A 25,908-nucleotide genomic window follows, 5' to 3' on the forward strand; every position below is an offset into this window, starting at 1 on the left:
AGCTGATCCAGTAATTGGTCTGTAATTGGCATTCTTTATCCCTTCTAAGGAGTTAGATAGAATGCCACTTACACAGTTTTTTTTACAGACTCGGTATGGATGCGCTACGTTCTGAACTGCTTGACGATGTAGCAGCGCATGCTAAACAGATTTTAGCGGATCATGGTATTGCAGATGATGTTGCAGACCAATGCGGCATAGCATTGGCAGAATTTCTGGCCGAACACTGGGGCGGCCAGCTAATTAATTTCCCTAAAAACTTCCTATACAAACTAGCGCAGCGTGACATGGACATATACGAAGAATTTACCGGGAATAACCACGCTAAGCTGGCACTAAAGCATGGCATGACGACACGTGGTATATATAAGCTAATTAATCGAGCACACAAACGGATTGTTGCAGAGAAACAGCCTGACTTATTTCCTGATTAAATTTGAAAGGCTTTTTCATTTCCTGTTCCACTTGATCCCAATTCCTCCTATCTGATCCCACAATTATCTCATTTAACCTGGTATATTTATCTCAAGTCTTCTCAGCATAAAACCGTATAGTTGCCGGTTAAGACAACATTCATTCTAATAAAAGGACGCCTAATGCCGTTTACACGCTTTGTTGTAGTGCTTTTTTCAATTTTACTGTTCAGTGCTTTTAGCACTTTTGCGCAGGTTAGAGGGGCAGGCCGAGTCACTCAAGTGATTACAGCACCTATTAGCTTTGAACAACAAGCCAGCAGAGTTGAAGCGGTTGGAACGGCAGAAGCACTACAATCTGTAGTGGTATATCCAGCGGTTGGAGATAAAGTTACTGCGGTCAATTTTGTGCCGGGTCAGTTGGTTAACAAAGGGGATGTACTGCTAGAGCTGGATTCCAGACGTCAGCAAGTGGCCGTTGACAGAGCAACTATTCAGTTGGCAGATGCAAACCGAACCCTTACCCGGCTGCAAGCCAGTCGTAAGCAGGGCGCAATCGCCCAAAGTGAATTGGATGACGCCATTACTGCGCGTGACTTAATGCAAGTGCAATTAACCGAAGCGTTAACTGAACGCCAGGACAGAACGGTGCGGGCGCCTTTCACTGGCATTGCCGGGCTTACCGACGTCGAGCAAGGCGACCGTATAAACCAGCAAACGGCTATCACCACTATCGATAACCGTGAACAACTGTTAATAAATTTTAGTGCGCCCGAAGCGGCACTAACCATTTTGCAAGGTAATGCTCATGTTGAATTGGCACCATGGCATGCACAAGAGCTGCGTATCAAAGCAAAAATTCAACAGATTGACTCGCGCATTGACAGTGTTAACCGCAGTATTCGTGTGCGCGCATTATTAGATAACCGTGCAGATATATATCGCCCGGGTATGAGCTTTCGCGTCATCATGCAGTTAGCTGGAGAAGAATATCCTGTTGTTCCTGAAGCTGCGTTGTTGTGGGGAGCAACCAGTGCCTATGTGTGGTTAGCAGAAAATGGCGTTGCTAAACGGGTTGATGTACAAATAAAGCAGCGATTAGCAGGACGTTTATTGGTGTCTGGTGCACTTAAACTGGGTGATGAGCTAATTGTTGAGGGCGTTCAGACCTTGCGTGAAGGGCAGGCAGTTAAAGCCGCTGTGCCTGCAGCGGCAAATAATGTGCTTTCGGACGGTGCATTATGAGCAAGCCCCTACCACAGAATGATTTGCCATCATTGTCTATTCGTCGACCGGTTTTAATTGTCGTATTAAATTTACTGATTATTATTGCTGGCTTTGCTGCTCTTAATTCCATAGAAGTGCGCGAACTTCCAGACTTTGACCGGCCTATTGTGTCAGTTACGGCAGCGTTTCCTGGTGGCTCGCCCGAAACAGTTGATACTGAAGTTACCAGTAAATTAGAAGGTGCTGTTGCCCGTGTCAGTGGCGTTAAGTCAATAAATGCGTCCAGTGAAGAGGGCAGTTCACGAGTAAGGGTTGAATTTCGCCCAGGTATCAATCTTGATGATGCCGCCAATGAAACCCGTGAGGCGGTAAGCCGTGTACAACGTGAATTACCCGAAGGGGTCGAGCGTCTGGCTATTATTAAAGCCGACAACGATGCTGAAGCAGTGGTCAGCTTGGCGGTGTCCAGCGAAACGCTAGATTTAGAAACCCTTACTGAGCGCGTAGAAACCGACTTAGCACCTTTATTTTTAAGTATTCCAGGCGTTGCTGATGTTCGCCTCAACGGTGACCGGGAGCGGGTGCTGCGGGTGCTTCTCGATCCACTTCGCTTAACCAGTTTTAATCTTGCGGTAACCGATGTGGCAGCCGCGCTGCGTCAGGCGCCCTTTGATGTGCCTGCAGGCAGTATGAAGTCAACGGATCAGCAGCTTATTGTCCGTGCTGACGCAACATCGATTACCGCTGAACAAGTGGCCGACATCATTGTTAGCGGTAACACCCGGGTTGGCGATGTCGCTACGGTGTATTTTGGCCCGGCTGATGCACAAAGCTTAGTGCGGCTGGATGGTAAACCCGTCGTGGGCTTGGGTGTAATTCGTCAGGCGCGCTCTAATACCATAGAAATTTCTGATGAAGTGTTGGCCATGGTTGCCCGACTGGAAAGTCGTTTTCCGGAATTAGTTATTCAGGTTACCTCAGATGATGCTGAATTTATCCGGGGCTCTGTAAAAGAAGTTATTACCTCTTTGCTATTAACCATTGCGTTGGTTGTGGCGACACTCTGGCTATTTATTGGCTCAGGGCGAGCCACCATAGTGCCAGCCTTGTCCATACCCGTGTCGCTAATTGGCGCCGTGGCTGCAATTTGGTTAATGGGTTTCTCAATAAATATTCTCACCTTGCTGGCATTGGTGCTCGCTACCGGGTTAATCGTTGATGATGCCATTGTGGTGACAGAAAACATTCAACGTCGTCGTAGCATGGGGCTAGGCGCCAGAGCGGCGGCGGTTATTGGTACACGTGAGGTGTTCTTCGCTGTAGTGGCGACAACGGCGGTACTGGTTGCTGTTTTTGTTCCCATAGCGTTTTTACCGTCAACTGCAGGGCGCTTATTCCGCGAGTTTGGCGGTGTGCTGGCCATTGCAGTAATTATTTCATCGTTCGTGGCGTTATCACTGGTACCGGCATTAACGGCGCGATTACCGTTAAAACAAGGTAGTAAAAATGTATTTTCTGGTGTTGGCAATAAGGTGCTTAACCTCTATCAGCGCAGCTTACATGTTGCGCTAGATAAAGCATGGTGGGTATTTATAGCTTGTTTGGTGGCAGCAGGTTCAGCAATAAGTCTTTACACTGTGCTTGATAACGAACTGATGCCTTCTGAAGATCGCGGTACCATACGAATTTTTGCCCGCGGGCCTGATGGTGTAGGGCTTAATTTCATGGACCGTCAGGCTGATAAAATGGAAGACATTTTGCTGCCTTACGTTAACGGTGGCGATATTGATTCTATTTACACGGTTGTAGGGCAATGGGATCCTAATTTAGTTTTTATTACGGTGCCACTGAAAAACTGGAGTGAGCGTGAACGGTCGCAGCAAGAGATTATTGCAGAAATAAGTCAGCCACTGGGCGCTATTCCCGGCGCGCCTGCTCGGGCGTTTGGTTCAAATAGCCTTAACTTGCGTGGTCAAGGCGGTGGTTTGGAATTAGCTTTAACTGGCGAAAGCTATACCGGTATTTTTGCCGCAGCGCAGGCCTTTTCAAAAGTCATTCAGCAAGAAATGCCTGCACTTGGGATGCCACGTATTTCGTATCAGCCGACACAGCCACAGCTTAGGGTAAACATTGACCGGCGCCGGGCGGAAGAGCTTGGAGTGAAGCTGTCCGACATTGCAACTACGTTACGCGTTGCTATTAATGGCGATGATTTAGCTGATTTAAATGTGGGCGACCAAGCTATTCCGGTGATATTGCAAGCAGTAACCTCGCAGGTACAAGACCCTACTGATTTAGCTAACCTTTACGTTGGTTCCAGCAACGGCGGTTTAGTGCCGCTATCAAGTTTAGCCACGATTTCAGAAGAAGGTGTTGCGGCCGAATTAGAACGACAGGCGCAGCGCCGTGCCATTGAAATGGAAATGGAATTACCTGAAGAACTGCCTATTCAAATCGCAGTTGAGCAATTAAGAGCCTTGGCAGAGCAACACTTGCCAGCCAATATCGGCCTGGTATTTTTGGGTGAGGCGCAAACCTTTGAAGAAACCACGCAAGAAGTAACACTGACCTACGTGTTGGCGTTTATTATCGTGTTGTTGGTGCTAGCAGCACAATTTGAAAGCCTAAACAGTGCTGTTGTTGTAATGGCGACAGTACCTTTTGGCATTGCAGCGGCATTATTTGCGTTATTTCTTACCGGTACGTCAATCAATATATACTCTCAAATAGGTTTGGTAATGTTGATCGGTTTGCTGGCAAAAAATGCTATTCTGCTGGTCGAATTTGCTGATCAACTTCGAGATCAAGGTTATAGCGTAAGAGAGGCGGTAGAAAATGCAGCCAGTATTCGCTTGCGGCCCATTACCATGACATTGTTGTCGACGTTACTCGGTGGTTTACCATTGATTTTATCTAGCGGAGCAGGCGCTGAAGCCCGCAATGCCATTGGTTGGGTAGTTTTTGGTGGCTTAGGTATTGCTGTTATTTTTACGCTGTATTTAACACCGGTATTGTATTTAGCTTTGGCCAGGTTTGCCAAACCCCGGGCCGATGAGAACAAACGCCTTGAAACTGAATTAGACGAAGCCGAGCAGCTAGAACAACGCTAAGGAGACGATTATTACCAGCATTCGCCCTGTTGTGACACCCGGCAATGCCGATCTGTGGTTTTTGCCATTGGGAGGCACGGGTGAAATAGGCATGAATCTTAACTTGTATGGCCATGCTGGCCGCTGGTTAATGGTAGATTGCGGCGTTACCTTTAATAGTCCGTTAACGCCGCAGAGAAGTGCAGCGCACACTAGCACTGAACTTGCCGAGGTTGTGACAGCCGATCCGGCGTTTATTTGCGATCAAGTCGACAATTTGTGTGGCATTGTTATTACGCATGCGCATGAAGATCATATTGGTGCCTTACCACATTTATGGCCGCGTTTTAAATGCCCGGTTTACACCACACCTTTTACTGCTGAAATTCTGCGGCGCAAACTTAATGGTACTGGTCTTCTGGAAAAAATGCCGATCATTGAGGTGCAAAGTGGCGACACCATTAATATTGGCCCATTTAACCTGATTTGGTTGGCCATCACGCATTCTATTCCTGAGCCACATGCGCTAATAATTAAAACTGCTGCTGGCAGTGTGTTTCATACTGCAGATTGGAAAATGGATGCCAGCCCAATACTCGGGCGAGCGTTTAAACCAGCGGTATTTAAACGTTTGGCACAGCAAAATATTACCGCAATGGTGTGTGATTCAACGAACGCACTTCGCAGCGGTTTTTCCGTATCAGAAGCGGATTGTGCTGCGGCGTTGCTACACGTTATCGCATCAGCAAAGGCTAGAGTGGTGGTAACCGGTTTTAGCTCTAATGTTGGCAGGCTAATTTCACTGGCGCGCATAGCGGTTAAAACCGGTCGCTATTTAGCGTTATTAGGCCGCTCATTAGACAATATGGTGGGTGCCGCTCGTGCAACCGGACATTGGCCTGAAGATCTTATTGTGATTGATGCACAACATGTAGGTTACTTACCCAAGCATGAAGTTTTGGTTGTTGCAACGGGTTCACAAGGTGAGCCCAGAGCAGCACTTAGCCGTTTGGCCGATGACCGACATCCGCTGTTGTTATTAGAGCAAGAAGATTTAGTTATTTTTAGCTCCATTATTATCCCCGGTAACGAGATGTTAATTGCACGGTTGGTAGAGAAGTTTAAAGCGCGCCATATTACAACCATGCAAAGCCACGATACTGACTTACCTATTCATGTGTCCGGTCATCCTAATGGCGCAGAGCTTGATTTACTGTACCGTTGGGTACAACCCAAAATAGCGGTACCCACCCATGGCGAGGCAGCACATTTAGCCGAAAATGCCAATATAGCCAGGGCTGCAGGTGTGCCAATACAACTGTGTGGACAAAATGGTGATTTATTTGAGCTGGCACCGAACCCCAGGCTGTGGCCTGGTTATGCCAAAGTAGGCCGTTTAGCGGTAAACCGCTAGGGAGCACAATTGCAGTTACATATACTGTCTTCCATTACCGAGGTAAGCCAAACCAGCTGGGATGCGCTATTCGATAGCCAGTATCCGTTTTGTCGTTACGCGTTTTTGCATGCATTAGAGCAGGGTGGCAGTGTCGATACCGCCACGAGTAAACACCAAACCGGCTGGCAGACCATGCATTTACTGCTTAAACAAGATGACACCCTCATTGCAATAATGCCGGCGTATTTAAAACAGCATTCTTATGGTGAATACTTCTTTGATTGGCAATTCGCAAAAGCGTATCAGCAATACCAACTGCCGTTTTACCCTAAACTAATTAACGCTATTCCATTTACACCAGCCCAAGGGCCACGTATTGCTATTGCACCCGGGGCTGTGCGCTCAGACGTGTTAACCATTCTACAGCAAGCCATCCGTCAATTAATGTTGCAGCTAAAACTCAGTCAGTTTCAAAGCCTGTACGTCGCCCCAGACGACAGGGCGGTTTTTCAAACGGGTGACTATCTCGAACGCTACGATGTGCAATTTCAGTGGCATAATAATCATTATCTTGATTTTAATGCCTTTTTAGCCGCGCTTAGCTCACGTAAACGCAAACATATTCGCAAAGAGCGAAGCGTAGTAGAACAGCAAGGTGTTGTTATAAAAACCCTTTCAGGCACTGAGCTGGATGCTGATTTTTGGTCATCGTTTTATCAGTTTTACTGTGCCACCTATTTTAAGCGCTCAGGTCATCAGGGCTATATTAGTCTGGACACCTTTTCACTATGGGGCAAGCATCTTGCCGATAGCATTGTTGTTTTTGCCGCTTATGCTGCACAGCAGTTAGTCGCAGCGTCGTTGTGCTTTCGCTCAGATGATACGCTTTATGGTCGCTATTGGGGCTGTTCTGCCGATTATGACCGGCTGCATTTTGAATGCTGTTATTACAGTGGTATAGAGTATTGTATTGCACAGCAATTAAGTTTTTTTGATGCGGGGGCCCAGGGTGAACACAAATTGCAGCGCGGGTTTAAGCCAGTGGTACGCCATGCATTTTACGATATTGCCCCTACAATGCTGTCTGAAGCGGTAACGCGTTACTGCAATGAAGAGCGCCAAAGCATTTTGCAGTACGTAGACCAGGCCAGTGACTTATTACCGTTTGCCAAAAAAGCCGATAATTGATGCGTATCACATTACTGGCATCTTATGGTTACGTTTCTGCTGTTTTAACTATCCGGTTGTGTCTTTAGGTGCTGCAATAATGTTACTAGCCGTTGTTTGTCATCTGCGTTTTGCTGCTTAATTTGACTCAGTTCATGCAGGGTATTTATAGCACTGAGCACTAGCAGTTGATCTCTGTTTGCCAGTGGAGACTGCGCTTGCATTGCTGACACATTTTCATCAAGCACGTTTGCCAGCAACTGCAAAGCAGCTTGCTGGCCTGGTGGTGCTTTAAACTGATATTCCCGCCCAAGCACTGTTATCGTCAGGGCATTTTGCTGCACCGACATTAGTTATTTCCGGCCTGAACAGTTTCCAGCAGTGTTTTTATCCGTGCCGCATCAGTATTTTGTTGCTCTTCTTTTTCCATAACATCTAGCTGCAGCAATTCATGCTGTTCAGTTAATGTTGCCAGTTGTTGTTTAAGTTGGGTGTTTTTTTGAAGCAGGTTTTGTACTGCTGTTTCCAGCTCGCTAATCAAGGTAGTCATCTGTAATTCCAAAACAGAAATAAAGGGCTGGCACCATACTGAATTTAGCGGTGCAACTCCAGTGAAAACGTGGGATCCAGCGCTGAATGCTTACTAAAACAACAAGCGTCGAAAAAGCCAGCAATCTTTGTTCGGCGCACACTGACATTAGCGCAAACTACTACAGCGGCCTTTGGTTGGAGGCCGCGAATTTTGAGAGGTTAAAATAGGCTACAGCTTAAATTCGTCGAAATCGGCAGCGCTGTGACGTTCAGCCATTTGTGGGCCATCACCAAAGGCACGGTTAACTAAATAGCCGCGTTTTACTGCCGGACGCTCATCTATCTGTTTAGCCCAGCGCAGCAGGTTAGGGTATTGCTCTACCGCCAAAAACTCAGACGCGTTATAAAGCCGGCCTAAAACTAAACCACCATACCATGGCCAAATAGCCATATCGGCTATACTGTACTCATCACCAGCAATATAGTTATGGTTCGCCAGTTGTTTATCTAATACATCCAATTGGCGCTTCACTTCCATAGCGTAACGATTAATTGGATATTCAAATTTTTCCGGCGCGTAGGCATAGAAATGGCCAAAGCCGCCACCTAAAAATGGTGCGCTACCCATCTGCCAGAATAGCCAGTTCATCACTTCCGTACGCTTTGCCACATCGGTTGGCAGGAAAGCGCCAAATTTCTCCGCCAGATAGAGTAAAATTGAACCGGATTCAAATACCCGGTTCCCGCTGATGGTATCCAACAACGCCGGTATTTTGCTATTAGGGTTAATGTCGACGAAACCACTACTGAACTGATCGCCATCGCCAATATTGATTAACCAGGCATCATATTCAGCTTCGTCAAACCCCGCTTCGAGCAGCTCTTCAAACATAATGGTTACTTTAACACCGTTCGGTGTCGCCAAAGAGTACAGCTGAAACGGCTGTGTGCCGCGAGGTAACGCTTTATCGTGTGTTGCACCAGATACCGGGCGGTTAATATTGGCAAACTGGCCACCGTTTTGGCTATCCCAGGTCCAAACTTTAGGGGGACTATAAGACATAATGTTTCCTTATTTCGTTTCATGGGGTAGTGCGCGTTGTACTAAGTTGCAAACAGGCATTAACTTCTAATCAGATATTGGCTTTGGGTGTTAGCTTTACAAGGCCATACAAGGTTTAATAAATGATGTTTTCGCTCTAAGACATAGTTAATTTGAATATCACAAGCATAAAAGCCGCCATACTTTGGCGCAAAGTATTGACGCACCAAAAACTTTTGAGCAACATATACAACTTACGATAACAGTCTGATTATTGGAATAAAACGGACTATGCAACAGAGATGGCTAAGTGCTAAAACCCCTTTTTCGTTGCTGCATAGCACCTTATTGTCAGCGCTACTATTACTAGGCGGTTGTGCTATACCCGTTGTAAAAAAATCAACCACACTCAGTTTACCTACAGCTGCTACACCGCTTAATAATGTCAGTTACTCCAGTGTAATAGCACTGCCGTATGAAGATCGCAGTATCAAACTGGCGTATAACAGCACCCCTTTACAATTTGGCCAGTTATATTTACCGGTTGATAAAGCCACCAATAGCCTGAAGAGCGCAGCTGGAATACCACTGGTTATCTTTATTCATGGTGGTTGTTGGTTAAATGCTTACGATATTTCACACAGCAATGCCTTTAGTCAGGCCATTTCTGCAGAAGGTTATGCGGTGTGGTCATTAGAGTATCGCCGTACAGGTGACGAAGGTGGTGGTTGGCCAGGCAGTTTAACAGACATCAAACAAGGTATCGCTTTCGCTCAAGCGTCGTTGCCACAATATGGCGTTGATACATCGCGGATTGTAATAAGCGGGCACTCTGCCGGTGGCCAGCTGGCATTATTAGCGGGCAGCCAAATAAAGGGGGCAGGTATTGTAGGCGTTATTGGCCTGGCGGCTATAACCGACATGCCAACTTACGCAAGCGGCAGTAACAGTTGTCAAAGCGCAACGGCTCAGTTTATGGGCGGCGCCTACAGCGATTTGGCACAGCAATATCAGCAAGCCAGCCCAAACCAGCAGCTTATGCACCCTGCAACATTATTATTGCAAGGCAGCAACGATAATATTGTGCCGCCAAGCCAGGCCAGCCAAAGCGGTATTCCTTATAAGATGGTCGAAAACGCTGGGCACTTTGATTGGATCCATCCGCAAACTACTGCGTATAAGCAGTTTGTTATTTCACTGCAGGAGCTATTACCACTTTGAATACGCCATTAGGTATAACCCAGTTAGAACAATTTGACGCACAAGACAGCCTTGCGGCAAAACGCGATGCCTTTGTTTTGCCGCCCAATACCATTTATTTAGATGGTAACTCGCTTGGTGCAATGCCAAAGGTGGCCGCGACACGTGCACAAGACGTTTTAGCCACTCAGTGGAGCCAGGACTTAATTAAAAGCTGGAACAGCCATAGCTGGATTGATTTACCCGGCACGGTAGGTGAAAAAATTGCAAGGCTAATTGGTGCTGCACCCGGGCAGGTAATTAGCTGTGACTCCACGTCGGTAAATTTATTTAAAGTGTTAAGCAGCGCCATGTTGCTTCAACAAGGTAGAAAGATTGTGGTGTCCCAAGCTGGCAATTTCCCTACCGATCTTTATATGGTTGAAGGCTTATCCAGTTTATTGGGCCAGCAAAATTGCCAGCTCCAGCTAGTAGACAATAACGAATTAGAAAGTGCATTAACCGAACACGTAGCGGTATTAATGCTTACACAGGTTGATTTTCGCAGTGGCCGCTTGCTTGATATGCAGCGCCTTACGCAACTGGCACACGAAAAAGGCATTTTAGTTATTTGGGACCTAGCCCACAGCGCGGGGGCATTACCCATTGAGCTTGATGCGTGCAATGTCGACTTTGCCGTGGGCTGTGGTTACAAATACCTCAATGGCGGCCCGGGTGCACCGGCATTTTTATATGTTGCCAAGCGCCATCAAGCTGATGTCGTACAACCACTGTCTGGCTGGATGGGGCATAAAACCCCGTTTAGTTTTGACAACAAGTACGATAAAGCGCCAGGGATCGAGCAATACCTTACCGGCACACCTGCCATCTTATCGATGAGTGTATTAGATGCCGCACTTGATGTGTTTAGTGATGTCGATATGAGCACACTCAGACAAAAGTCATTGGCACTTAGCGACAGTTTTCATAAATTAGTCAAACAACACGATGCATTGGCCGAGCTAACGCTTCTAACGCCGTTATCTGCAGCAGAGCGGGGTAGTCAGCTAGCCTATCAGCACCCTAAAGCCTATGCTTTGTGTCAGGCGTTAATAAAGCGTGGGGTGATTGCTGACTTCAGAGCGCCGGACATACTTCGCTTAGGTTTTACGCCGCTGTATTTGCGCTTTAGGGATATCTGGCACGCAGTGGAAATTCTGGCGGATATTGTACAAAGCGGCGAGTACTTAAAGGCAGAATATGCGGTTAAGCACAAAGTAACTTGATCAGTTAACAACCCGGCATTTAGCCGGTATTAAGGTGGTTTTTACTGCCTTTTTCTGATTTTTTAATGCTAATAACTTAAAGTGAGCGTTGAAATTGTAATAACTGATTATTTGCTGGCATGGCAAAATCATTCACTAACAAGAAACCCTGTTGCTCAGCTAAAGCAACGACTTGTTCAATATCTCTAATACCCATTGTCGCGTCACGCTGTTTTAACGATAAATCAAATGCCTGATTACTGTCACTGGTAAATCTACCCTCGTATTTAAACGGGCCATAAATACACAGTACCGCATCAGGTGTACACAACATGTTAAGGTGCATAAAAAACTGCTGCACAACCGGCCACGGCATTATATGCAAGGTATTTGCCGTGTAGATACCGTCGAAAGTTGTAATAAAAGCAGGCTCTTGTGTAACGTCGAATAATACCGGAAGCGGCAAATTAGCGATAGCACTGCGCTTAATGCGCTGAGTTAAGTCGGGCAAGTATATTGCCTGGTCTGACGCCTGCCAATGAAGATGAGGCAACGACGCAGCAAAATGCACTGCATGTTGCCCAGTACCGCTGCCTACTTCAAGGATGTGTTTACAATGTGCAAATGCCTGTTGTAACACGGCTAATATGGGCTGTTTGTTGTTTTCACACGCCTGAGAAAACGGCAAATCGGCGTTGTGGTGCAAAGTTATCATCTTAGAAGTTAAATACCACACCAGTTGCAAATATCGATACATCACTTTCAAACTGATAACTAGCGTAAAAATCGAACATCGGAGTTATACGGTAACGTGCTGACAAATCGCCATAGATAATTTCATCATCGCCTAAGTCACTGTAGCGTGCGGCGATATCCAGTTCCAAGTCTGCCGTTACCCTACAGCGAAAACCAGCACTCGCCTGAACTCCGTTATCTGTTTCCTTAACATTATTGAGTTTTGCAACAGAACGGCCGTATCCAGCTTCAAAAAAAGAGTCTACCTGATGAGATATCGCATCGCGCATGCCGAGGCTTAAAGTTACCTCTGACGTGTCAAGATCCACTCCCGTATCTGATAATGTTACATCGAAATAACTTCCCCGAAGATATATGTTGTTAGACAACAGGTAACTGCCATTTAACTGATATCCATCTGGTTTAAATCGCGGCCCATCACTGATTTTAATATTCGCTTTAGCGTAGCCTGCACTTAGGTAGTTCCAGCTGATATCAGGTGATGTTGCTGCCGTCACAGTGAAAGCTGCGCATCCAAAACCTACTAATGCTAAACCTGTAACAAGTAACTTCATATGGCCTCTGTAAAGATATGGGGAAAATAATCGCGAGAATAGTAACAGAAATAAGTCATAAGTGTTTATATTATTGTTTTTTTCGTTTATTTTTATAAACGTGAGGGCATTTCAGAGGTGAAAAATTAAATGTCGTCGCTAACGCACAACAAGTTCAGTCGTCTCATAGTTAACGTTAGTCGGTTTTCGGCAGTACACGGCTATGGTGCAAGCATTTTTCAATGTAGTACCTATAACAATTAATTTCATATGGCTTCTGTAAAGATATGTGGAAAAAACCGCATGCAGAGTGTAAATATGCGAGCGTGTCATAAAGACTGAATGTTATTAAATAAGGGCTTTAATTCGTCACTGTAATATCTGGCCGTGAACTCAGTTTGTTTTTACAATACGCTCAATAGCATCGAAAACGATATTAGCCCAAGTTTTACAACCTGACTCAGACGGATGAAAACCATCGGCAGCAAACATATCTGCCGTTAATGGTAAATCACTATATAGCAGCTGCGCTTTTGGCCAATTACTTAACTCGGTTGCCAGTGCCTGATTGAGCATCGCGGCTTTTAAACCTAGCCAATAATTAAGCGGTGAGGGTAAAGCAGTGAAGTGTTGCATAGGGGGAATAGCGCTAAACAATACATAGGGGTTAGTAAAATCGGTGGCCAGTCTGCTTAGTAATACTCGGATCTGCTTTTGAAATTCAGCCTTGCTGCGCCGCGCCGTAACATCATTCACACCAATGGATACAACAACCACATCCAGCTTATATACCGCATTTGGATGTGAGTAACTCTGTTGTAATAAGGTGTTTAAGCCCGCGCTATCCAGGCCGGTTTTCGCGACAAGTTGCCAATTTACCTGATAACGCTCTGCCAGCAGGTCAACTAATTGCCCGCAAAAGGCCTGTTCTTGCTGTGATAGCCCAACACCTGCAGCTGCAGAGTCGCCGCAAATTAACAAGCGCAACGGCTCGCCATTACCCAACATGCCGCTTCGACGACCTAACGCTTCAGGTAAGTACAAAGCACGTTTTCGTGCACGCTTTGCTTGCCATAACAGCAGTGGCCCGCAGAGCAGGGTAAGCAGAAGCCAACGTATAATCATTATTTAGAATTTATGTCCTATTTTTAAAATCGCTTAGCATACTATCAAGTTCAAAGAGCTGCATCATTAGTCGATATAACTTAAATCAATAACCAATTTAACTTATCTGTCGTAAATTAGAACTTCGTGTCTATAAAAAAATATTTATTTATTAAAAACAGATGTTTACCAAAATAATCCTTTGAAAATAACAATTTTAGGTTCATGAACCCTGGCTCAACCTGAAAAAGCTATCGATTTTCTAACCCTCTTATAAACAGCTCTACGACAGCATCGCAATACGTTTTCATCTCATTGTGCGTAGGTGCAGGTTCAATATGCATCTGCATACGAGTGCAAATATCAGCGCCTTTAATTAACGCTGCCAGTGCATTCGCAGCAAAGTAGGCATCATTTATTCTTAAGATCTCTTTGCGGTTAAGCTCGGTCAAATGCTGGGTTATCAGATTGATAACTCGTTCAGGACCTTCCCGATAAAACATGCGCGTCAATTTAGCCCTTTCAGTATTATCAAGTGCCATCAGCATGCGCTCCATGCCTAGCGCATCCTCGCTGACCAATAGCTGCATCAGACCAAAACAGATTTGAGTGAGTGATGACTTGGCATCTGTTGCGTCTAAATCAGCAAATTGCTGATCGGGGACAAATTCACGGCATTTTTTCTGTATAACCGCGGCAAAAAGCGTTTCTTTGTCTTTGAAACGAGAATACAGCGTAAGTTTTGAAATCTTTAACTTTGCTGCAATGTGTTCCATTTTGGTAGCGTGCAGCCCCATCTCACTAAACATGTCTCCTGCTGCACAAATAATATCGTCGCTTAGCTGCGGATTGACGGGTCTGCCACGCCTGGGTTTAGCTGATTTTAGCTCGTCCATAAAATAATCCAATTAAGATACTTGATCGTTCATTTAATGCTGCTATTATAGTACTCATTCGTACATTAAATGCAGTTTTAATTCATCTAAGTACCCGTCACGTTGAAAATCAGGTTGGTTTTGAGGGGTAAGAGGTTACCACGCACAACGAAATAGCCAAAACGTCAGCACTGCTAAAAATGCTGGTTTAAGCAATTTTGTAAAAGAAGTTACACCGATAGGCCCACAGTTTAAGGAGATTTTGATGCGTTCAGTTATTGGGTTAGTTGTCAGTTTAATCTTTGTTCCATTTGCGGCTATTTCTGCAGATTTGGCTGTACAGGTTAACGGTATTAAAAGTGATAAGGGCCGTATCGGCTGCTCTTTGCATCTGTCCGGCGATACATTTCCGATGGGTGAGGCGGCTTTACAGCAATGGCAACCTGCGCAAAAAGGCACAGTGAGCTGTGTTTTTAGCAATGTTAGCCCAGGTATGTACGCTATTGCCGTGTCACATGACCTTAATGAGAACGGTATGACTGACACGAATTTTCTTGGCATACCTAAAGAAGATTGGGGCGTATCTAATAACGTACGCCCGACAATGCGCGCACCAACTTTTGATGAAGCGAAGTTTCAATTTCCTAATGCAAACAGCATAGAAATTAGCATTGATTAATGTCTGTGAGCATCGTCAATCTGACGAAGTTGGAGAATAAATGAACAACATTCAATTGGTAAATAAATACGGGATTTGGGCTGTTGTTACGGGCGCAAGTAGCGGTATTGGCAGAGCGTTTGCGAGTGAGCTTGCAGCAAATGGTTTCAATCTGGTGTTAGTTGCCCGGCGACAACCTGAGCTTTTCCAGTTGTCATCAGAGCTCGAGCACACATTTGGTGTTGAAGCCAGGGTGTTGGCGTTAGATCTTTCAGACCGTAGTGCTAATGAACAACTCATGATGGAATGTGAAGCGCTTGATATAGGGCTGCTGGTTGCTGCCGCAGGATTTGGCACCTCCGGTCGTTTTATTGATGCTGAATTGGTAGATGAATTAGACATGGTTGATGTCAATTGTCGTGCCGTAACCGAACAAGTACATTACTTTGCCCGAAGATTTGCCCGCAATAAAAAAGGCGGAATTGTCCTGCTCAGTTCAATTGTTGCTTTTCAGGGGGTGCCAAAGTCCAGTAACTATGCAGCTTCTAAGGCTTATATCCAGACACTAGCCGAAGGCCTGTACTACGAATTAAAACCATACAACGTCGATGTTCTGGCGGTAGCTCCCGGTCCGGTGGACAGTGGTTTTGCCGAACGGGCCCGGTTATCACCAGGAAAGATGGAAACCCCCGATATTGTTGCCAAACAGTCTATTGCTGCACTTGGGAAGCGCCTCACCGTCAGACCAGGCATGTTAGCAAAACTGCTCAATTTTTTGTTGACCGTGCCCAGATATTTCCGGATCAGGATTATGGCGCTGGTCATGGCAGGCATGACGAAACCTCAGCTGAAAAACGGAACAATTAGTGAAAGGGGCACAAAATGAAGTCTCTGAGCAAAAAGTTATCTGTACTGGTTTTGTCTGTAACGCAATCCGCATGTTTGTTTAGCTCACCCATGCATTGGGATAAAAAACTGACGGCTGAACCAGAGCAACAGACTCTGGTGATGGCAGTGACACATGTAAAACTAGGTAAAAACTCCGGTGACAATGAGAAGTTTTGGCATGGCACTTATCAAGTTTTAGATTCGTTAACGCAGTACGAGGGATACCTCGGCCACAAGGTCAGGCGAAGTTTATCTGGACGTGAAGCATGGACGTTAACGCTGTGGCAAAACGAGGCTGATCTAAAGCAATTTGTCAAAAGCACTGTGCATGATGCTGCTGCAAAAGAGGGATTTCTCGCGGTGTCTACGGCGCGCTCCTTCCATTTAACGACGTCACGTTCGGCTTTGCAAACTGAATGGCGTGATGTTGAAGCGCTGATGGACGAGTACGGTAGTTCAATGTACTGAACCGACATTACTTATTAACTTTTTTCAAGGCGGATTATATGAAAGGTACATCGATGTTCAAGCTGATTATTGCCATTTTGACATTGCTGGGTTTATTTAAACCTTTTCAGGCTGAGGCACAGAATTATATAGGTTTAGGCATAGCAAGAGAAGCTACACATCCGGGCTCAGCCATTGACGAAAACAACATCTTGCCGGTGGTGAGCTATAACACGGGAATGTTTTTTGTCAGCAGTGTCAAAGGCGTGCCTGAGTTTGGGGCATCCTGGCCAATCACTGAAAATCTGACTGTGAGCGGCATTTTTGTGATAGAGCATGAAAGAAAAAGCTCAGACTCAAACACGCTAACGAGTAATGAGTTAACTGCTAAAGACCGTTCAGTTTCATTTGGATCTCTTATCGAATACAAAACCACTATTGGCCCGGTGCCGCTGGCCTTTTTAGTCAGGCTCAGAGCACGCAATGGCGATCACGACGGCTTTCTCGCTGATCAACGATTGACTATGGGTGTATTCCAAAACCGATTTATGCAGGCCCAAGTGTTTGGCCAGCTCACCTATTCAGACCAAGACGCCATGAATGCCGATTTTAATCTAGAGCCGTCAAGTAGAGCGATTGAGCTCGATAGCGGATTTAGCCAGGTTGCGATAGGCCTTCAATCAGTCTTTGTGCTGAATGACGATTGGAGCCTGCTGCTGTCAGCCGAACGACGTCAGTTACGTGGTGATGCGAAAACAGCCCCTATTACTGATCGGGAGAATGTTAATCAGGTTATTGCCGGTGTCACCTTTCAGTTTTGATGTATTTATGGTGACAAGATAGGGCCATCAGCCTAATTAATTTTGATAGTCAAGGTAATGATATGTATCAGTTTTTAGTAAATAACAACCCCAGACGTTTGTTGGTAATTTTATTACTTTCATCTGCACTGGTGCTAGCTCTGCTGATGTTTGCGTCCGGCGACAGAATGAAGCCAGCTTTATCTAACAGTCATCAACTGGTGAGTGTTGAAACGGCACTATTAACGTTACAACCATCCTTCGTTGAACAACATCGTATTCTTGCCCAGGTAGAACACATCAATGTCAGTAATCTTGGCTTTGATATCAGCGGTACCCTTGCTCAACTATTAGTTGACGAAGGCCAGCGGGTGCAGCAAGGGCAGGCGATTGCAAAACTCGACACCGAGCGTCTAACGGCCGACAGAAGTCAGTTGTTGGCATCATTAAAGCGTAAAGAAGCAGAAGCCGAATTAGCGCGGGTAACGTCAACACGTACTGTTGAACTAGCAAAGAAAAAGCTGGTGTCTCAACAAATTGCTGATGAAGCAAGATTGGCTTTAACATCGGCAAAGGCGGCTGTCGCCGAGACACAAGCTGCCATCGCCCGGTTAGAGGTAGAGCAGAGTAAAACCGTATTAGTTGCGCCGTTCGACGGTATGCTGCAAAAACGCTATGCGGATCAGGGAGCTGTGATTTCGGCGGGGCAGACGGTAATAAGGCTACAACAAACTGGCCAGCTAAGAGCGCGAATGGCGGTATCGGGAAAGGATGCCAGTGCATTAAAGGAAGGACAGAAAATCACCCTATTAAATGGGGGCGAATCAATTGTTGCTTATGTAGAGGCTGTTATTGAGAACAAACAGCGCGAAACCAGAACACAAGATGTGCTTTTGCTGCTAGATACTGGCGTTACTGATCTGGTTGCCGGCGATACGTTAATCTTCTCTTTACCCCGGGAAGTTCATGTCGTTGGCAGCTGGGTTCCCCGTTCGGCGCTTAGTGCAGGTGTTCGCGGCATGTGGCAATTGATGACAGTCGTGGATTCAGAACAATCATTTTTAGTGCAGCCTTTACTGGTCAATATCGAATACTTCGACGCTGAACGCGCTTTTGTATCTGGGGTGTTCACAGACAATACTCAAATAGTGACCGGCGGTATGCATAAAATCCAGCCTGACCAGCGTGTATCTGTGCAGCAGCCGGTGCTGACAATGCAAAGTATTGGGGCTAATCCGTTGGGCTTCAATCATGACTAACCAACAACCCTGGTTTATGTTGTTCTATAAAAATGGCCATTTGCTGGTTCTGACGATTGTATTATTACTCGTGGCAGGCCTATCTGCAGTTCAGAATCTACCAAGACTCGAAGATCCCAGGATTGATAATCGAAATGTCATCATCCTGACGCCGTTTCCGGGTGCTTCTGCAGAGCGTGTTGAAGTGCTGGTAACCGATGTATTGGAGGACAGCCTGCGGCAACTTGATGAGATTAGTGAATTAAAATCGACGTCTACAGCGGGCTTATCTTCCATATCTGTTGAGTTACAGCCATGGGTAACTAATAAGACCAATGAGCAAATATTCTCAAAAATACGTGATCGTATTTCTGAAGCCACTCGCTTGCTCCCAGCGGGCGCAGCTACACCGGTTTTAGATGATAAAAGAGGTGCTACGGCGTTTACGCTTATCGTGGCGCTTAAACATAGGTCGATAGCAAATGATACTTCTTTACTGCAGTTAAGCCGTTTTTCTGAAGAAATGGCTGACCGTTTGCGTAGTTTACCCGGCACAGAATTGGTCAGAGTTTACGGTGATGTGGCTGAAGAAGTGGTCGTTGAATTAAATGCTGAGCAATTAAAGCAAGCAGGCATGTCATTTGCCGATGTCAGCACGGTTATCGCTGCAGCAGATGCAAAACAAAGTTCAGGTGCGTTACAAACTGATGTGTATAGTACCCGATTGCAAGTTGGTGAGGAGTTCTCCGGTCTTGCCGCATTGCGTGCACTGCCATTAAAACTTCATGATGATGCCTTTTTAACGCTAGGCGATATTGCATCAGTTAAACGCGCTTATGTCACACCCCGCGATGAAATAGCGTTGGTTAACGGCGAAGAGGCTATCTTTATCGCCGCCAGGATGCGCACTTCCGTCAGAGTTGACCAGTGGACTGAGCAGGCACAAGCCGTCATCAAAGCATTCGAGCAACAATTTCAAGCAAATCTTGTTGTTGACAATGTATTTAATCAAAGCGAATACACGAAGGCCAGATTGAATGATCTTTCAAGCAACCTTTTGCTGGGTTGCGTTGTGGTGATGTTGGTTGTGTTGTTTTTTATGGGCACCAGAGCTGCATTGATTGTCGGCTTGTCGTTGCCGTTATCTGCCGCTTTTGCAACATTCACGTTGAGTTTTTTTAACCAACAAATTCACCAAATGACGATTTTCGGCATGATTTTGGCGGTGGGTTTGTTAATCGACAATGCGATTGTGATTACCGATGTCATCAGACACCAAATTCAGGTGCAGCAAAAGGAGAGAGCAGAAGCCTTCGTTGCCGGGTTAAAGCATCTCAGTGGCCCGCTTACTGCGTCTACACTCACCACTGTTTTAGCTTTTATGCCGGTATTTCTACTGCCAGGAAATGTGGGTGATTTTGTTCGCCCCATCGCGATCAGTGTCGTGATGGCGCTACTGGGTTCGCTGCTTATTTCACTCAGTGTCATCGCAGCTTTAGCAGCACGATATATTCCCGCTCGAACTGCCGGTACAACTCTGTTATCGCAAGGATTTCAGTGGCCTGCGCTTGCGGCTGAGACATCGCGTTTACTTGCTTATCTGATTGAACGGCCTTGGCGAACCATAACGCTGGTGAGTGTTTTTGCCATCAGTGGTGTCTTTTTGTCTACCACATTGAGCAATATCTTCTTTCCTGATGCCGACAGAGATCAGTTTCAGGTGTATATGTGGTTGCCTGACGGCAGCAATATTGCCACAACGCGCGAATTTGCTGAAGCAGCGGACACCTTTATCCGCTCGCAGCCCAATGTGAAGCAAGTCACCTGGCTGGTGGGTGGGTCAACTCCGTCTGTTTATTACAATCAGGTGATGAGTCGGGACGGTACTGCGCATTTTGCCAATGCAGTAGTCACAGCACAGAGTGTCGATCATGCAAGTGCTTTAATTGCCCCCATCCAAGAACAGCTTTCAACTCAGTTTCCGCAAGCCAAATTTGTGGTTAGAAGCTTTTCACAAGGACCTCCGGTATCTGCCCCTATTGCAGTGGAAATTTTTGGACCAGATTTAACTATCTTGGCAGAGCTAGGTCAGAAAGTTCGTTTGGCGATGTCCAAAACTACCGGTATTACTGAATCGTTAGCGTCGATTGACTATCAGGACAGTGAATTCAAATTAGCTATTAGCGCGCAAGAAGCCGCTTTAGTCGGCTTAGATTATCAAGGGCTTAGCGCACAGTTGTTCGCTGCAATGGAAGGTGTGGTCGGTGGGTCGTTGCTTCAACAAACTGAAGAGTTACCGGTACGGGTAAAGCTGGGTTTTCAAAACAGCGGCAACCTACAGGAAATGTTTGCGCTCAGTTTACTTGGGCTGCAGTCAACCTCAGACATCACGCTTCCACTGCATTCGTTAGGCCAGTGGCAGCTTGAAAGTAAAATCAGCGGTATTACCCGGACGAATGGACAGCGTGTTAACAACATTGAAGCGTTTACCCTTGCGGGCGTTAAACCCATTGATGCCAGTAATGCGTTAAACGCCATGTTAAAACAACAAGGTTTTACCTTGCCAGCGGGCTACAAACTGGTTACTGCAGGCGACGCCGGTGAGCAACAAGAAGCGGTAGGACAGTTATCGACTTTTCTACCTGTGTTGGCTGTGCTGATGTTTGCCACATTGATCCTGACGTTTAACAGCTTACGGTATGCTCTGTTAGTTTTTACTGTAGCAGGGCTGTCAGCCGGGTTTGGTTTATTAAGCCTCTGGATCTCAGGTTTACCCATGGGTTTTAACCCGCTATTAGGTGTTGCCGGTTTGGTAGGCGTTGCCATTAATGGCTCTATCGTCGTTATCGCTGCTGTGAATGCTTTACCCGTTGCAAAGCGCGGTGAAGTTAACGAAATTGTTACGGCAGCTATGGGCTCAAGCCGACATATTCTGTCAACCACCGTAACGACGGTTGGTGGTTTGGTTCCACTGCTGCTATTCAGTGAGGGCAGTTTCTGGCCACCGCTCGCGGTTGTTCTGGCGGGTGGAGTAGGTTTTTCAATCATACTTTCTCTTGCGTTCACGCCGGCAGCACTTCGCTTGTTGGCTAAGAAACAAGTCACTAATAAACCGGCAATACCATCGTTTGAAAAGACTACAGCGAGTGGGGAGGGAGCATGATGAGCTTATTTCGGATGTTTTTAATGATAGTCACCTTACCCTGGTTGTTTTCCTGTAGTGCAGGGCTAAATTACCAGGCGGCAGATAGTCCAATCGCACTACGTGAGGTGCCGGTCATGATGCCTAAGCCTAAAGTGGCTTTGGTGCTCGGTAGTGGCGGTCCGCGTGGCTATGCCCATATTGGTATTCTAAAAGTATTGGAGCAACATAATATTGAAGTCGACTTAGTCGTCGGCTCCAGCGTAGGAGCATTAATTGGTGCTTTTTGGGCTGCGGGTTATAGTGCCGAACAGATATCCAAAATGTCAGCTGAAGGTGGGCCCTTAACCTTATTTGATTTCTCACCTTTTTTGAAACAAGGATGGATCAAAGGTCAGCGTCTGCAAGATTACGTCAACACAAACCTAAATAATGTCAGTATCGAGAAGCTACCAAAGTCCCTGATTGTCGTGGCTACCAATGAGAAAACCGGAGAGCCAACGTTTTTTAACCAAGGCAACATTGGTGTTGCAGTTCGCGCTTCTGGTGCAGTACTCAATATTTTTACACCTGTTGGCATCAATAATGTGACTTATATTGACGCGGATGAATCACTTCCTGTGGCTGTTTTAGCCGCTCGACAGGCCGGCGCACAATTTGTCATTGCAGTAGATGTGTCGGCGCGAGAAGGCGCGGCACCGCCTGGCACTTCTGAAAAGCAAATCGCTAAAGATAAGTTACGTCGCTCCAGAATTAACCCGCAAGTGGCGATGGCTGATTTTTTAATACACCCGGATCTGGATTACAAAGCAGGCCCTTGGCGCAGTTATTTTGTAGCTGCGGAGTTGGAGGGAGAGCGTTATGCAAGGGAGATAGTGGCTCGGTTAAGTAACCAAATTAACGCTAAAAACATCACACAACATACTCTGCAGAGCAACGAGTAAATACGAGGAAAATAATTTAGCAATAAACAACCTTGTTAAGCAATTTTGACGAAGTCACATCAACATAAATCACTATTTTGTTGATGATACGCAAGAATATTTTACGGAAAACCAGCGATGTATTGTTTGCAATCATCTAGTTACCTTAGAGCATGGTGAATTTTATGAATCTCAACTCAACTCTTTTTTTTGTGAAGATAGTAAAAGCAGGCGGTATATCTGAGGCGTCTAAAGAAACAAACCTGCCTAAAGCAACTTTCAGTCGGCATTTGTCAAAATTGGAAGAAAAAATTGGTGAGCGGTTAATTAATCGCTCAACACGTGCATTGTCCCTGACTGATCTTGGCAGGGAATATTTTTCCAGTGTGGAAGAGCATATTGATAAATTAGAGCATGCGACCTTGCAATTGTTACAAGAGCATTCAGTACCAGCAGGGCTAATTAGGGTTGGGATTTCTGCGGGCTACTGTCAGTTTTTGGTTTTACCTCTAATTAAAGATTTTATGGATACATATCCCAAGGTAAAAGTGGAATTATCTCTATCAGAGCAGAAAACCAGCATCATAAAAGACGGACTAGATTTTGCGATTGAAACAGGGATCTTAGCTGACTCTGAATTATTGTGCCGAAAACTGACTCAATTCAAACAAGTTCTCACCGCTTCACCTGATTACCTTAACAACCGCGGTATTCCGCTAACGCCCGCAGACTTGATTGAGCATGAGTGTATCGTTCTGACTCAGTTTACAGATAAATGGTGTTTTAGCAATGTGCCCTCAGTTACTGTGCCGTGGAAGGTCGCTGCGGGCAGCATATCTAATATTGAACAACTTGTGCTTAATGGCTTGGGAATTGGTCTATTACCAGAGTTCATGGCAGAGAGGCATATCAAATCTGGTGCTATGTGTGAAGTGTTAGGAAATTTTAAGACAGATGATGTAAGTGTGAACGTGCTTTATGCAAACAATAAAGCTAAAAGTGCAGCGGCAATGGCTTTGATAGAACACCTCATACAAAAGATCAGGTTTTTTTAGAGAGTAAACGAAGTTAATGCTCAGTTTAGAAATGTCTTTTCAAAAATGTCAACTAAGGAGCAACCTATGAAATCTCAGCAATCGGGCGCAGATGGCAACTGTCCTGTGATGTACGCCAGCAATACAATCGTAAACAAGATGACCAACTGGTGGCCAAAGGCATTAAATCTGGATATTCTGCATCAACACGACAACAAAACTAATCCTCTGGGTGTAGATTTCAACTATGCCCAAGCATTTAAAAGTTTAGATTTACATTCGGTAAAACAGGATTTAAAAACGCTGATGACTAAGAGCCAGGATTGGTGGCCAGCGGATTGGGGCCACTATGGTGGCTTGATGATTCGTCTCGCCTGGCACAGCGCCGGCACATACCGTATTGCAGATGGTCGCGGAGGCGCTGGTTCGGGGAACCAGCGTTTTGCGCCTATTAACAGCTGGCCGGATAATGGAAACCTTGATAAAGCCCGACGTTTGCTATGGGCAATTAAGAAAAAATACGGTAATAAACTTTCATGGGCTGATTTAATGATTCTGGCCGGTAACATGGCCTATGAATCTATGGGTTTTAAAACTTTTGGATTTGCCGGTGGCCGTGAAGATATCTGGCACCCGGAAAAAGACACCTACTGGGGCTCGGAAAAAGAATGGTTGGCCAAATCCGGTAGCGAAGGCAGCCGGTACTCCGGTGAACGCAATTTGGAAAATCCGCTGGCCGCGGTGATGATGGGTTTGATTTATGTGAATCCTGAAGGTGTAGATGGCAATCCGGATCCGCTTAAAACTGCCCATGATATGCGTGTAACCTTTGCCCGGATGGCGATGAACGATGAAGAAACTGTGGCGCTCACTGCTGGTGGCCACACAGTCGGTAAGGCGCATGGGAACGGCCGCGCCGAATACTTAGGTCCGGCTCCTGAAGGCGCCGATTTGCATGAGCAGGGGTTTGGCTGGAATAATAACATATGGCGCGGTATAGGCCGCGATACCGTAACCAGTGGTATTGAAGGTGCCTGGACCAGTGAACCGACTAAGTGGGATAACGGCTACTTTAAAATGCTGATGGAACACGACTGGGAGTTGAAAAAAAGCCCGGCCGGTGCCTGGCAGTGGCAGCCAGTTAACATAAACGAGCAAGATAAGCCTTTAGACGTCGAAGATCCGTCTAGGCACACTATACCTATTATGACTGATGCCGATATGGCACTGAAAATGGATCCGGAATACCGCAAGATCTCGGAGCGTTTTTACAAAGATCAGACCTATTTTGAAGACGTTTTCGCCCGCGCTTGGTTTAAATTAACTCATCGCGATCTGGGGCCAAAAAGCCGCTATTTAGGGGCTGATGTGCCCGAAGAAGAGCTTATTTGGCAAGATCCGATCCCTTCAGTGCACTATAGCCTCACCACTTCGGAAATTTGCTTGCTGAAAACGAAAATTCTGGCAAGCGGCTTATCGATCAGTGAGTTGGTATCGACCGCGTGGGATAGCGCACGCACCTTCCGTGGCTCAGATTATCGCGGTGGTGCTAACGGCGCCCGTATTCGCTTGGCACCACAAAGTGAGTGGGAAGCCAATGAGCCGTCACGATTACAAAAAGTGTTAAATATTCTGGTGCATATTCAGGCCGGCCTTAGTATAAAAGTCAGTTTGGCTGACCTGATAGTGTTAGGTGGTTCTGCAGCTATTGAGCAAGCAGCCAAAGCTGCTGGTTTCCTTATTGAGGTGCCTTTTGCATCCGGACGTGGTGATGCATCACAAGAGCAAACTGATGTTGAGTCTTTTGAAGTGTTAGAGCCGTTACATGATGCCTACCGCAACTATTTAAAGAAAGATTTCAGTGTGCTTCCAGAAGAAATGATGTTGGATCAAACGCAATTATTAGGTTTGACTGCACCAGAAATGACCGTCTTAATCGGTGGCATGCGAGTTCTAGATACCAACTATGGTGGTACTAAGCACGGTGTATTTACCGATCGCCCCGGCGTGTTAAGCAACGATTTCTTTGTTAACCTGACCGATATGAACTATCGCTGGGAGCCGACAGGACGCAATAGCTATCAGATTGTCGAGCGCAGCAGCGGCGGTAATACACCCTAAAAATAACTGACGTCAAAAGTAGAATTTTCTCGTAACATAAACGCAGGAGATTCTGCATGAAAACATCTAAATTTAGCGAC

General features: G+C 45.9%; 23 protein-coding genes. 16 read left to right on the forward strand and 7 right to left on the reverse strand.

The window, feature by feature from the left end:
- Nucleotides 1-95: 95 nt before the first annotated feature.
- The 5 genes from H595_RS0115700 to H595_RS0115720 all read left to right on the forward strand — a co-directional run bounded on the left by H595_RS0115700 (nt 96) and on the right by H595_RS0115720 (nt 7,313).
- Nucleotides 96-434 (forward strand): Mor transcription activator family protein, encoded by a 339-nt coding sequence (locus H595_RS0115700; protein WP_027672067.1) that lies wholly within the window; start codon nt 96-98, stop codon nt 432-434.
- A 162-nt stretch (nt 435-596) separates the two neighbouring features.
- Nucleotides 597-1,658: an efflux RND transporter periplasmic adaptor subunit gene (locus H595_RS22565; protein WP_037055035.1), complete on the forward strand. Its 1,062-nt coding sequence runs from the start codon at nt 597-599 to the stop codon at nt 1,656-1,658.
- Nucleotides 1,655-4,750 carry an efflux RND transporter permease subunit gene (locus tag H595_RS0115710; protein WP_027672068.1) on the forward strand — a complete coding sequence of 1,032 codons (3,096 nt, stop codon included), beginning with the start codon at nt 1,655-1,657 and terminating at the stop codon, nt 4,748-4,750. The genes H595_RS22565 and H595_RS0115710 overlap by 4 nt, the downstream gene beginning before the upstream one ends.
- A gap of 31 nt (nt 4,751-4,781) precedes the next feature.
- Nucleotides 4,782-6,143, forward strand: a complete 1,362-nt coding sequence (locus H595_RS0115715) for a ribonuclease J (protein WP_240474921.1) — start codon at nt 4,782-4,784, stop codon at nt 6,141-6,143.
- 9 nt (nt 6,144-6,152) lie between these two features.
- Nucleotides 6,153-7,313, forward strand: a complete 1,161-nt coding sequence (locus H595_RS0115720) for a GNAT family N-acetyltransferase (protein WP_027672070.1) — start codon at nt 6,153-6,155, stop codon at nt 7,311-7,313.
- 44 nt (nt 7,314-7,357) lie between these two features.
- On the opposite strand, the gene H595_RS0115725 is transcribed toward H595_RS0115720, so the two are convergent.
- The 3 genes from H595_RS0115725 to yghU form a co-directional block, all read right to left on the reverse strand.
- Nucleotides 7,358-7,642, reverse strand: coding sequence for a cell division protein ZapA (locus H595_RS0115725; RefSeq protein ID WP_027672071.1), 285 nt, complete (start codon nt 7,640-7,642; stop codon nt 7,358-7,360).
- Complete coding sequence (locus H595_RS0115730; RefSeq protein WP_037055036.1) at nt 7,642-7,842, reverse strand: hypothetical protein; 201 nt, start codon at nt 7,840-7,842, stop codon at nt 7,642-7,644. Before H595_RS0115730 ends, H595_RS0115725 begins: the two co-directional genes overlap by 1 nt.
- Nucleotides 7,843-8,052: 210 nt before the next feature.
- Entirely contained in the window at nt 8,053-8,886 is an 834-nt protein-coding gene (gene yghU / locus H595_RS0115735; protein ID WP_027672073.1) for a glutathione-dependent disulfide-bond oxidoreductase, read from the reverse strand.
- A 270-nt stretch (nt 8,887-9,156) separates the two neighbouring features.
- Here yghU and H595_RS0115740 point away from each other — a divergent pair, with 270 nt between their 5' ends.
- Together H595_RS0115740 and kynU are read left to right on the forward strand one after the other, a co-directional pair.
- Entirely contained in the window at nt 9,157-10,086 is a 930-nt protein-coding gene (locus tag H595_RS0115740) for an alpha/beta hydrolase (protein WP_051219942.1), read from the forward strand.
- Entirely contained in the window at nt 10,083-11,330 is a 1,248-nt protein-coding gene (gene kynU, locus H595_RS0115745; RefSeq protein ID WP_205623246.1) for a kynureninase, read from the forward strand. The genes H595_RS0115740 and kynU overlap by 4 nt, the downstream gene beginning before the upstream one ends.
- 76 nt (nt 11,331-11,406) lie before the next feature.
- On the opposite strand, the gene H595_RS0115750 is transcribed toward kynU, so the two are convergent.
- The 4 genes from H595_RS0115750 to H595_RS0115765 form a co-directional block, all read right to left on the reverse strand.
- Nucleotides 11,407-12,024, reverse strand: coding sequence for a DUF938 domain-containing protein (locus tag H595_RS0115750; protein ID WP_037055038.1), 618 nt, complete (start codon nt 12,022-12,024; stop codon nt 11,407-11,409).
- A 1-nt stretch (nt 12,025) separates the two neighbouring features.
- Nucleotides 12,026-12,619, reverse strand: a complete 594-nt coding sequence (locus H595_RS0115755; RefSeq protein WP_027672077.1) for an outer membrane beta-barrel protein — start codon at nt 12,617-12,619, stop codon at nt 12,026-12,028.
- 372 nt (nt 12,620-12,991) lie between these two features.
- Nucleotides 12,992-13,723 carry an SGNH/GDSL hydrolase family protein gene (locus tag H595_RS0115760; RefSeq protein ID WP_037055041.1) on the reverse strand — a complete coding sequence of 244 codons (732 nt, stop codon included), beginning with the start codon at nt 13,721-13,723 and terminating at the stop codon, nt 12,992-12,994.
- 230 nt (nt 13,724-13,953) lie between these two features.
- Nucleotides 13,954-14,598: a TetR/AcrR family transcriptional regulator gene (locus H595_RS0115765; RefSeq protein WP_027672079.1), complete on the reverse strand. Its 645-nt coding sequence runs from the start codon at nt 14,596-14,598 to the stop codon at nt 13,954-13,956.
- 244 nt (nt 14,599-14,842) lie between these two features.
- On the opposite strand from H595_RS0115765, the gene H595_RS23545 reads away from it, so the two are divergent.
- The 9 genes from H595_RS23545 to katG all read left to right on the forward strand — a co-directional run bounded on the left by H595_RS23545 (nt 14,843) and on the right by katG (nt 25,828).
- Entirely contained in the window at nt 14,843-15,256 is a 414-nt protein-coding gene (locus H595_RS23545) for a DUF2141 domain-containing protein (protein ID WP_051219943.1), read from the forward strand.
- Between the two features lie 40 nt (nt 15,257-15,296).
- The gene (locus H595_RS22575) at nt 15,297-16,121 is read left to right on the forward strand and encodes an SDR family NAD(P)-dependent oxidoreductase (RefSeq protein WP_037055044.1); all 825 of its coding nucleotides are present in this window, start codon (nt 15,297-15,299) and stop codon (nt 16,119-16,121) included.
- Nucleotides 16,118-16,591 carry an antibiotic biosynthesis monooxygenase family protein gene (locus H595_RS0115780; RefSeq protein ID WP_027672080.1) on the forward strand — a complete coding sequence of 158 codons (474 nt, stop codon included), beginning with the start codon at nt 16,118-16,120 and terminating at the stop codon, nt 16,589-16,591. The genes H595_RS22575 and H595_RS0115780 overlap by 4 nt, the downstream gene beginning before the upstream one ends.
- A 38-nt stretch (nt 16,592-16,629) precedes the next feature.
- Complete coding sequence (locus tag H595_RS0115785; protein WP_027672081.1) at nt 16,630-17,391, forward strand: MipA/OmpV family protein; 762 nt, start codon at nt 16,630-16,632, stop codon at nt 17,389-17,391.
- A gap of 62 nt (nt 17,392-17,453) precedes the next feature.
- Nucleotides 17,454-18,629: an efflux RND transporter periplasmic adaptor subunit gene (locus tag H595_RS0115790; RefSeq protein WP_027672082.1), complete on the forward strand. Its 1,176-nt coding sequence runs from the start codon at nt 17,454-17,456 to the stop codon at nt 18,627-18,629.
- Nucleotides 18,622-21,771, forward strand: a complete 3,150-nt coding sequence (locus H595_RS0115795) for an efflux RND transporter permease subunit (protein ID WP_037055046.1) — start codon at nt 18,622-18,624, stop codon at nt 21,769-21,771. Before H595_RS0115790 ends, H595_RS0115795 begins: the two co-directional genes overlap by 8 nt.
- The gene (locus tag H595_RS23550; protein ID WP_084153619.1) at nt 21,768-22,694 is read left to right on the forward strand and encodes a patatin-like phospholipase family protein; all 927 of its coding nucleotides are present in this window, start codon (nt 21,768-21,770) and stop codon (nt 22,692-22,694) included. The genes H595_RS0115795 and H595_RS23550 overlap by 4 nt, the downstream gene beginning before the upstream one ends.
- A gap of 164 nt (nt 22,695-22,858) precedes the next feature.
- On the forward strand, nt 22,859-23,728 hold the full coding sequence (locus H595_RS0115805; protein WP_027672084.1) for a LysR substrate-binding domain-containing protein: 870 nt from the start codon (nt 22,859-22,861) through the stop codon (nt 23,726-23,728).
- Between the two features lie 66 nt (nt 23,729-23,794).
- Nucleotides 23,795-25,828 (forward strand): catalase/peroxidase HPI, encoded by a 2,034-nt coding sequence (gene katG, locus H595_RS22585; protein WP_084153620.1) that lies wholly within the window; start codon nt 23,795-23,797, stop codon nt 25,826-25,828.
- Nucleotides 25,829-25,908: the final 80 nt, after the last annotated feature.

Origin of the sequence: Rheinheimera baltica DSM 14885 (assembly GCF_000425345.1) — a bacterium.
GTDB lineage: Bacteria > Pseudomonadota > Gammaproteobacteria > Enterobacterales > Alteromonadaceae > Alishewanella > Alishewanella baltica.

Bases quoted from the DNA above. Each gene is read 5' to 3' on its own strand.
- H595_RS0115700 (WP_027672067.1), top strand. From the start codon at position 96: ATGGATGCGCTACGTTCTGAACTGCTTGACGATGTAGCAGCGCATGCT.
- H595_RS22565 (WP_037055035.1), top strand. From the start codon at position 597: ATGCCGTTTACACGCTTTGTTGTAGTGCTTTTTTCAATTTTACTGTTC.
- H595_RS0115710 (WP_027672068.1), top strand. From the start codon at position 1,655: ATGAGCAAGCCCCTACCACAGAATGATTTGCCATCATTGTCTATTCGT.
- H595_RS0115725 (WP_027672071.1), bottom strand. From the start codon at position 7,642: ATGTCGGTGCAGCAAAATGCCCTGACGATAACAGTGCTTGGGCGGGAA.
- H595_RS0115730 (WP_037055036.1), bottom strand. From the start codon at position 7,842: ATGACTACCTTGATTAGCGAGCTGGAAACAGCAGTACAAAACCTGCTT.
- yghU (WP_027672073.1), bottom strand. From the start codon at position 8,886: ATGTCTTATAGTCCCCCTAAAGTTTGGACCTGGGATAGCCAAAACGGT.
- H595_RS0115740 (WP_051219942.1), top strand. From the start codon at position 9,157: ATGCAACAGAGATGGCTAAGTGCTAAAACCCCTTTTTCGTTGCTGCAT.
- H595_RS0115750 (WP_037055038.1), bottom strand. From the start codon at position 12,024: ATGATAACTTTGCACCACAACGCCGATTTGCCGTTTTCTCAGGCGTGT.
- H595_RS0115755 (WP_027672077.1), bottom strand. From the start codon at position 12,619: ATGAAGTTACTTGTTACAGGTTTAGCATTAGTAGGTTTTGGATGCGCA.
- H595_RS0115760 (WP_037055041.1), bottom strand. From the start codon at position 13,723: ATGATTATACGTTGGCTTCTGCTTACCCTGCTCTGCGGGCCACTGCTG.
- H595_RS0115765 (WP_027672079.1), bottom strand. From the start codon at position 14,598: ATGGACGAGCTAAAATCAGCTAAACCCAGGCGTGGCAGACCCGTCAAT.
- H595_RS23545 (WP_051219943.1), top strand. From the start codon at position 14,843: ATGCGTTCAGTTATTGGGTTAGTTGTCAGTTTAATCTTTGTTCCATTT.
- H595_RS22575 (WP_037055044.1), top strand. From the start codon at position 15,297: ATGAACAACATTCAATTGGTAAATAAATACGGGATTTGGGCTGTTGTT.
- H595_RS0115780 (WP_027672080.1), top strand. From the start codon at position 16,118: ATGAAGTCTCTGAGCAAAAAGTTATCTGTACTGGTTTTGTCTGTAACG.
- H595_RS0115785 (WP_027672081.1), top strand. From the start codon at position 16,630: ATGAAAGGTACATCGATGTTCAAGCTGATTATTGCCATTTTGACATTG.
- H595_RS0115790 (WP_027672082.1), top strand. From the start codon at position 17,454: ATGTATCAGTTTTTAGTAAATAACAACCCCAGACGTTTGTTGGTAATT.
- H595_RS0115795 (WP_037055046.1), top strand. From the start codon at position 18,622: ATGACTAACCAACAACCCTGGTTTATGTTGTTCTATAAAAATGGCCAT.
- H595_RS23550 (WP_084153619.1), top strand. From the start codon at position 21,768: ATGATGAGCTTATTTCGGATGTTTTTAATGATAGTCACCTTACCCTGG.
- H595_RS0115805 (WP_027672084.1), top strand. From the start codon at position 22,859: ATGAATCTCAACTCAACTCTTTTTTTTGTGAAGATAGTAAAAGCAGGC.
- katG (WP_084153620.1), top strand. From the start codon at position 23,795: ATGAAATCTCAGCAATCGGGCGCAGATGGCAACTGTCCTGTGATGTAC.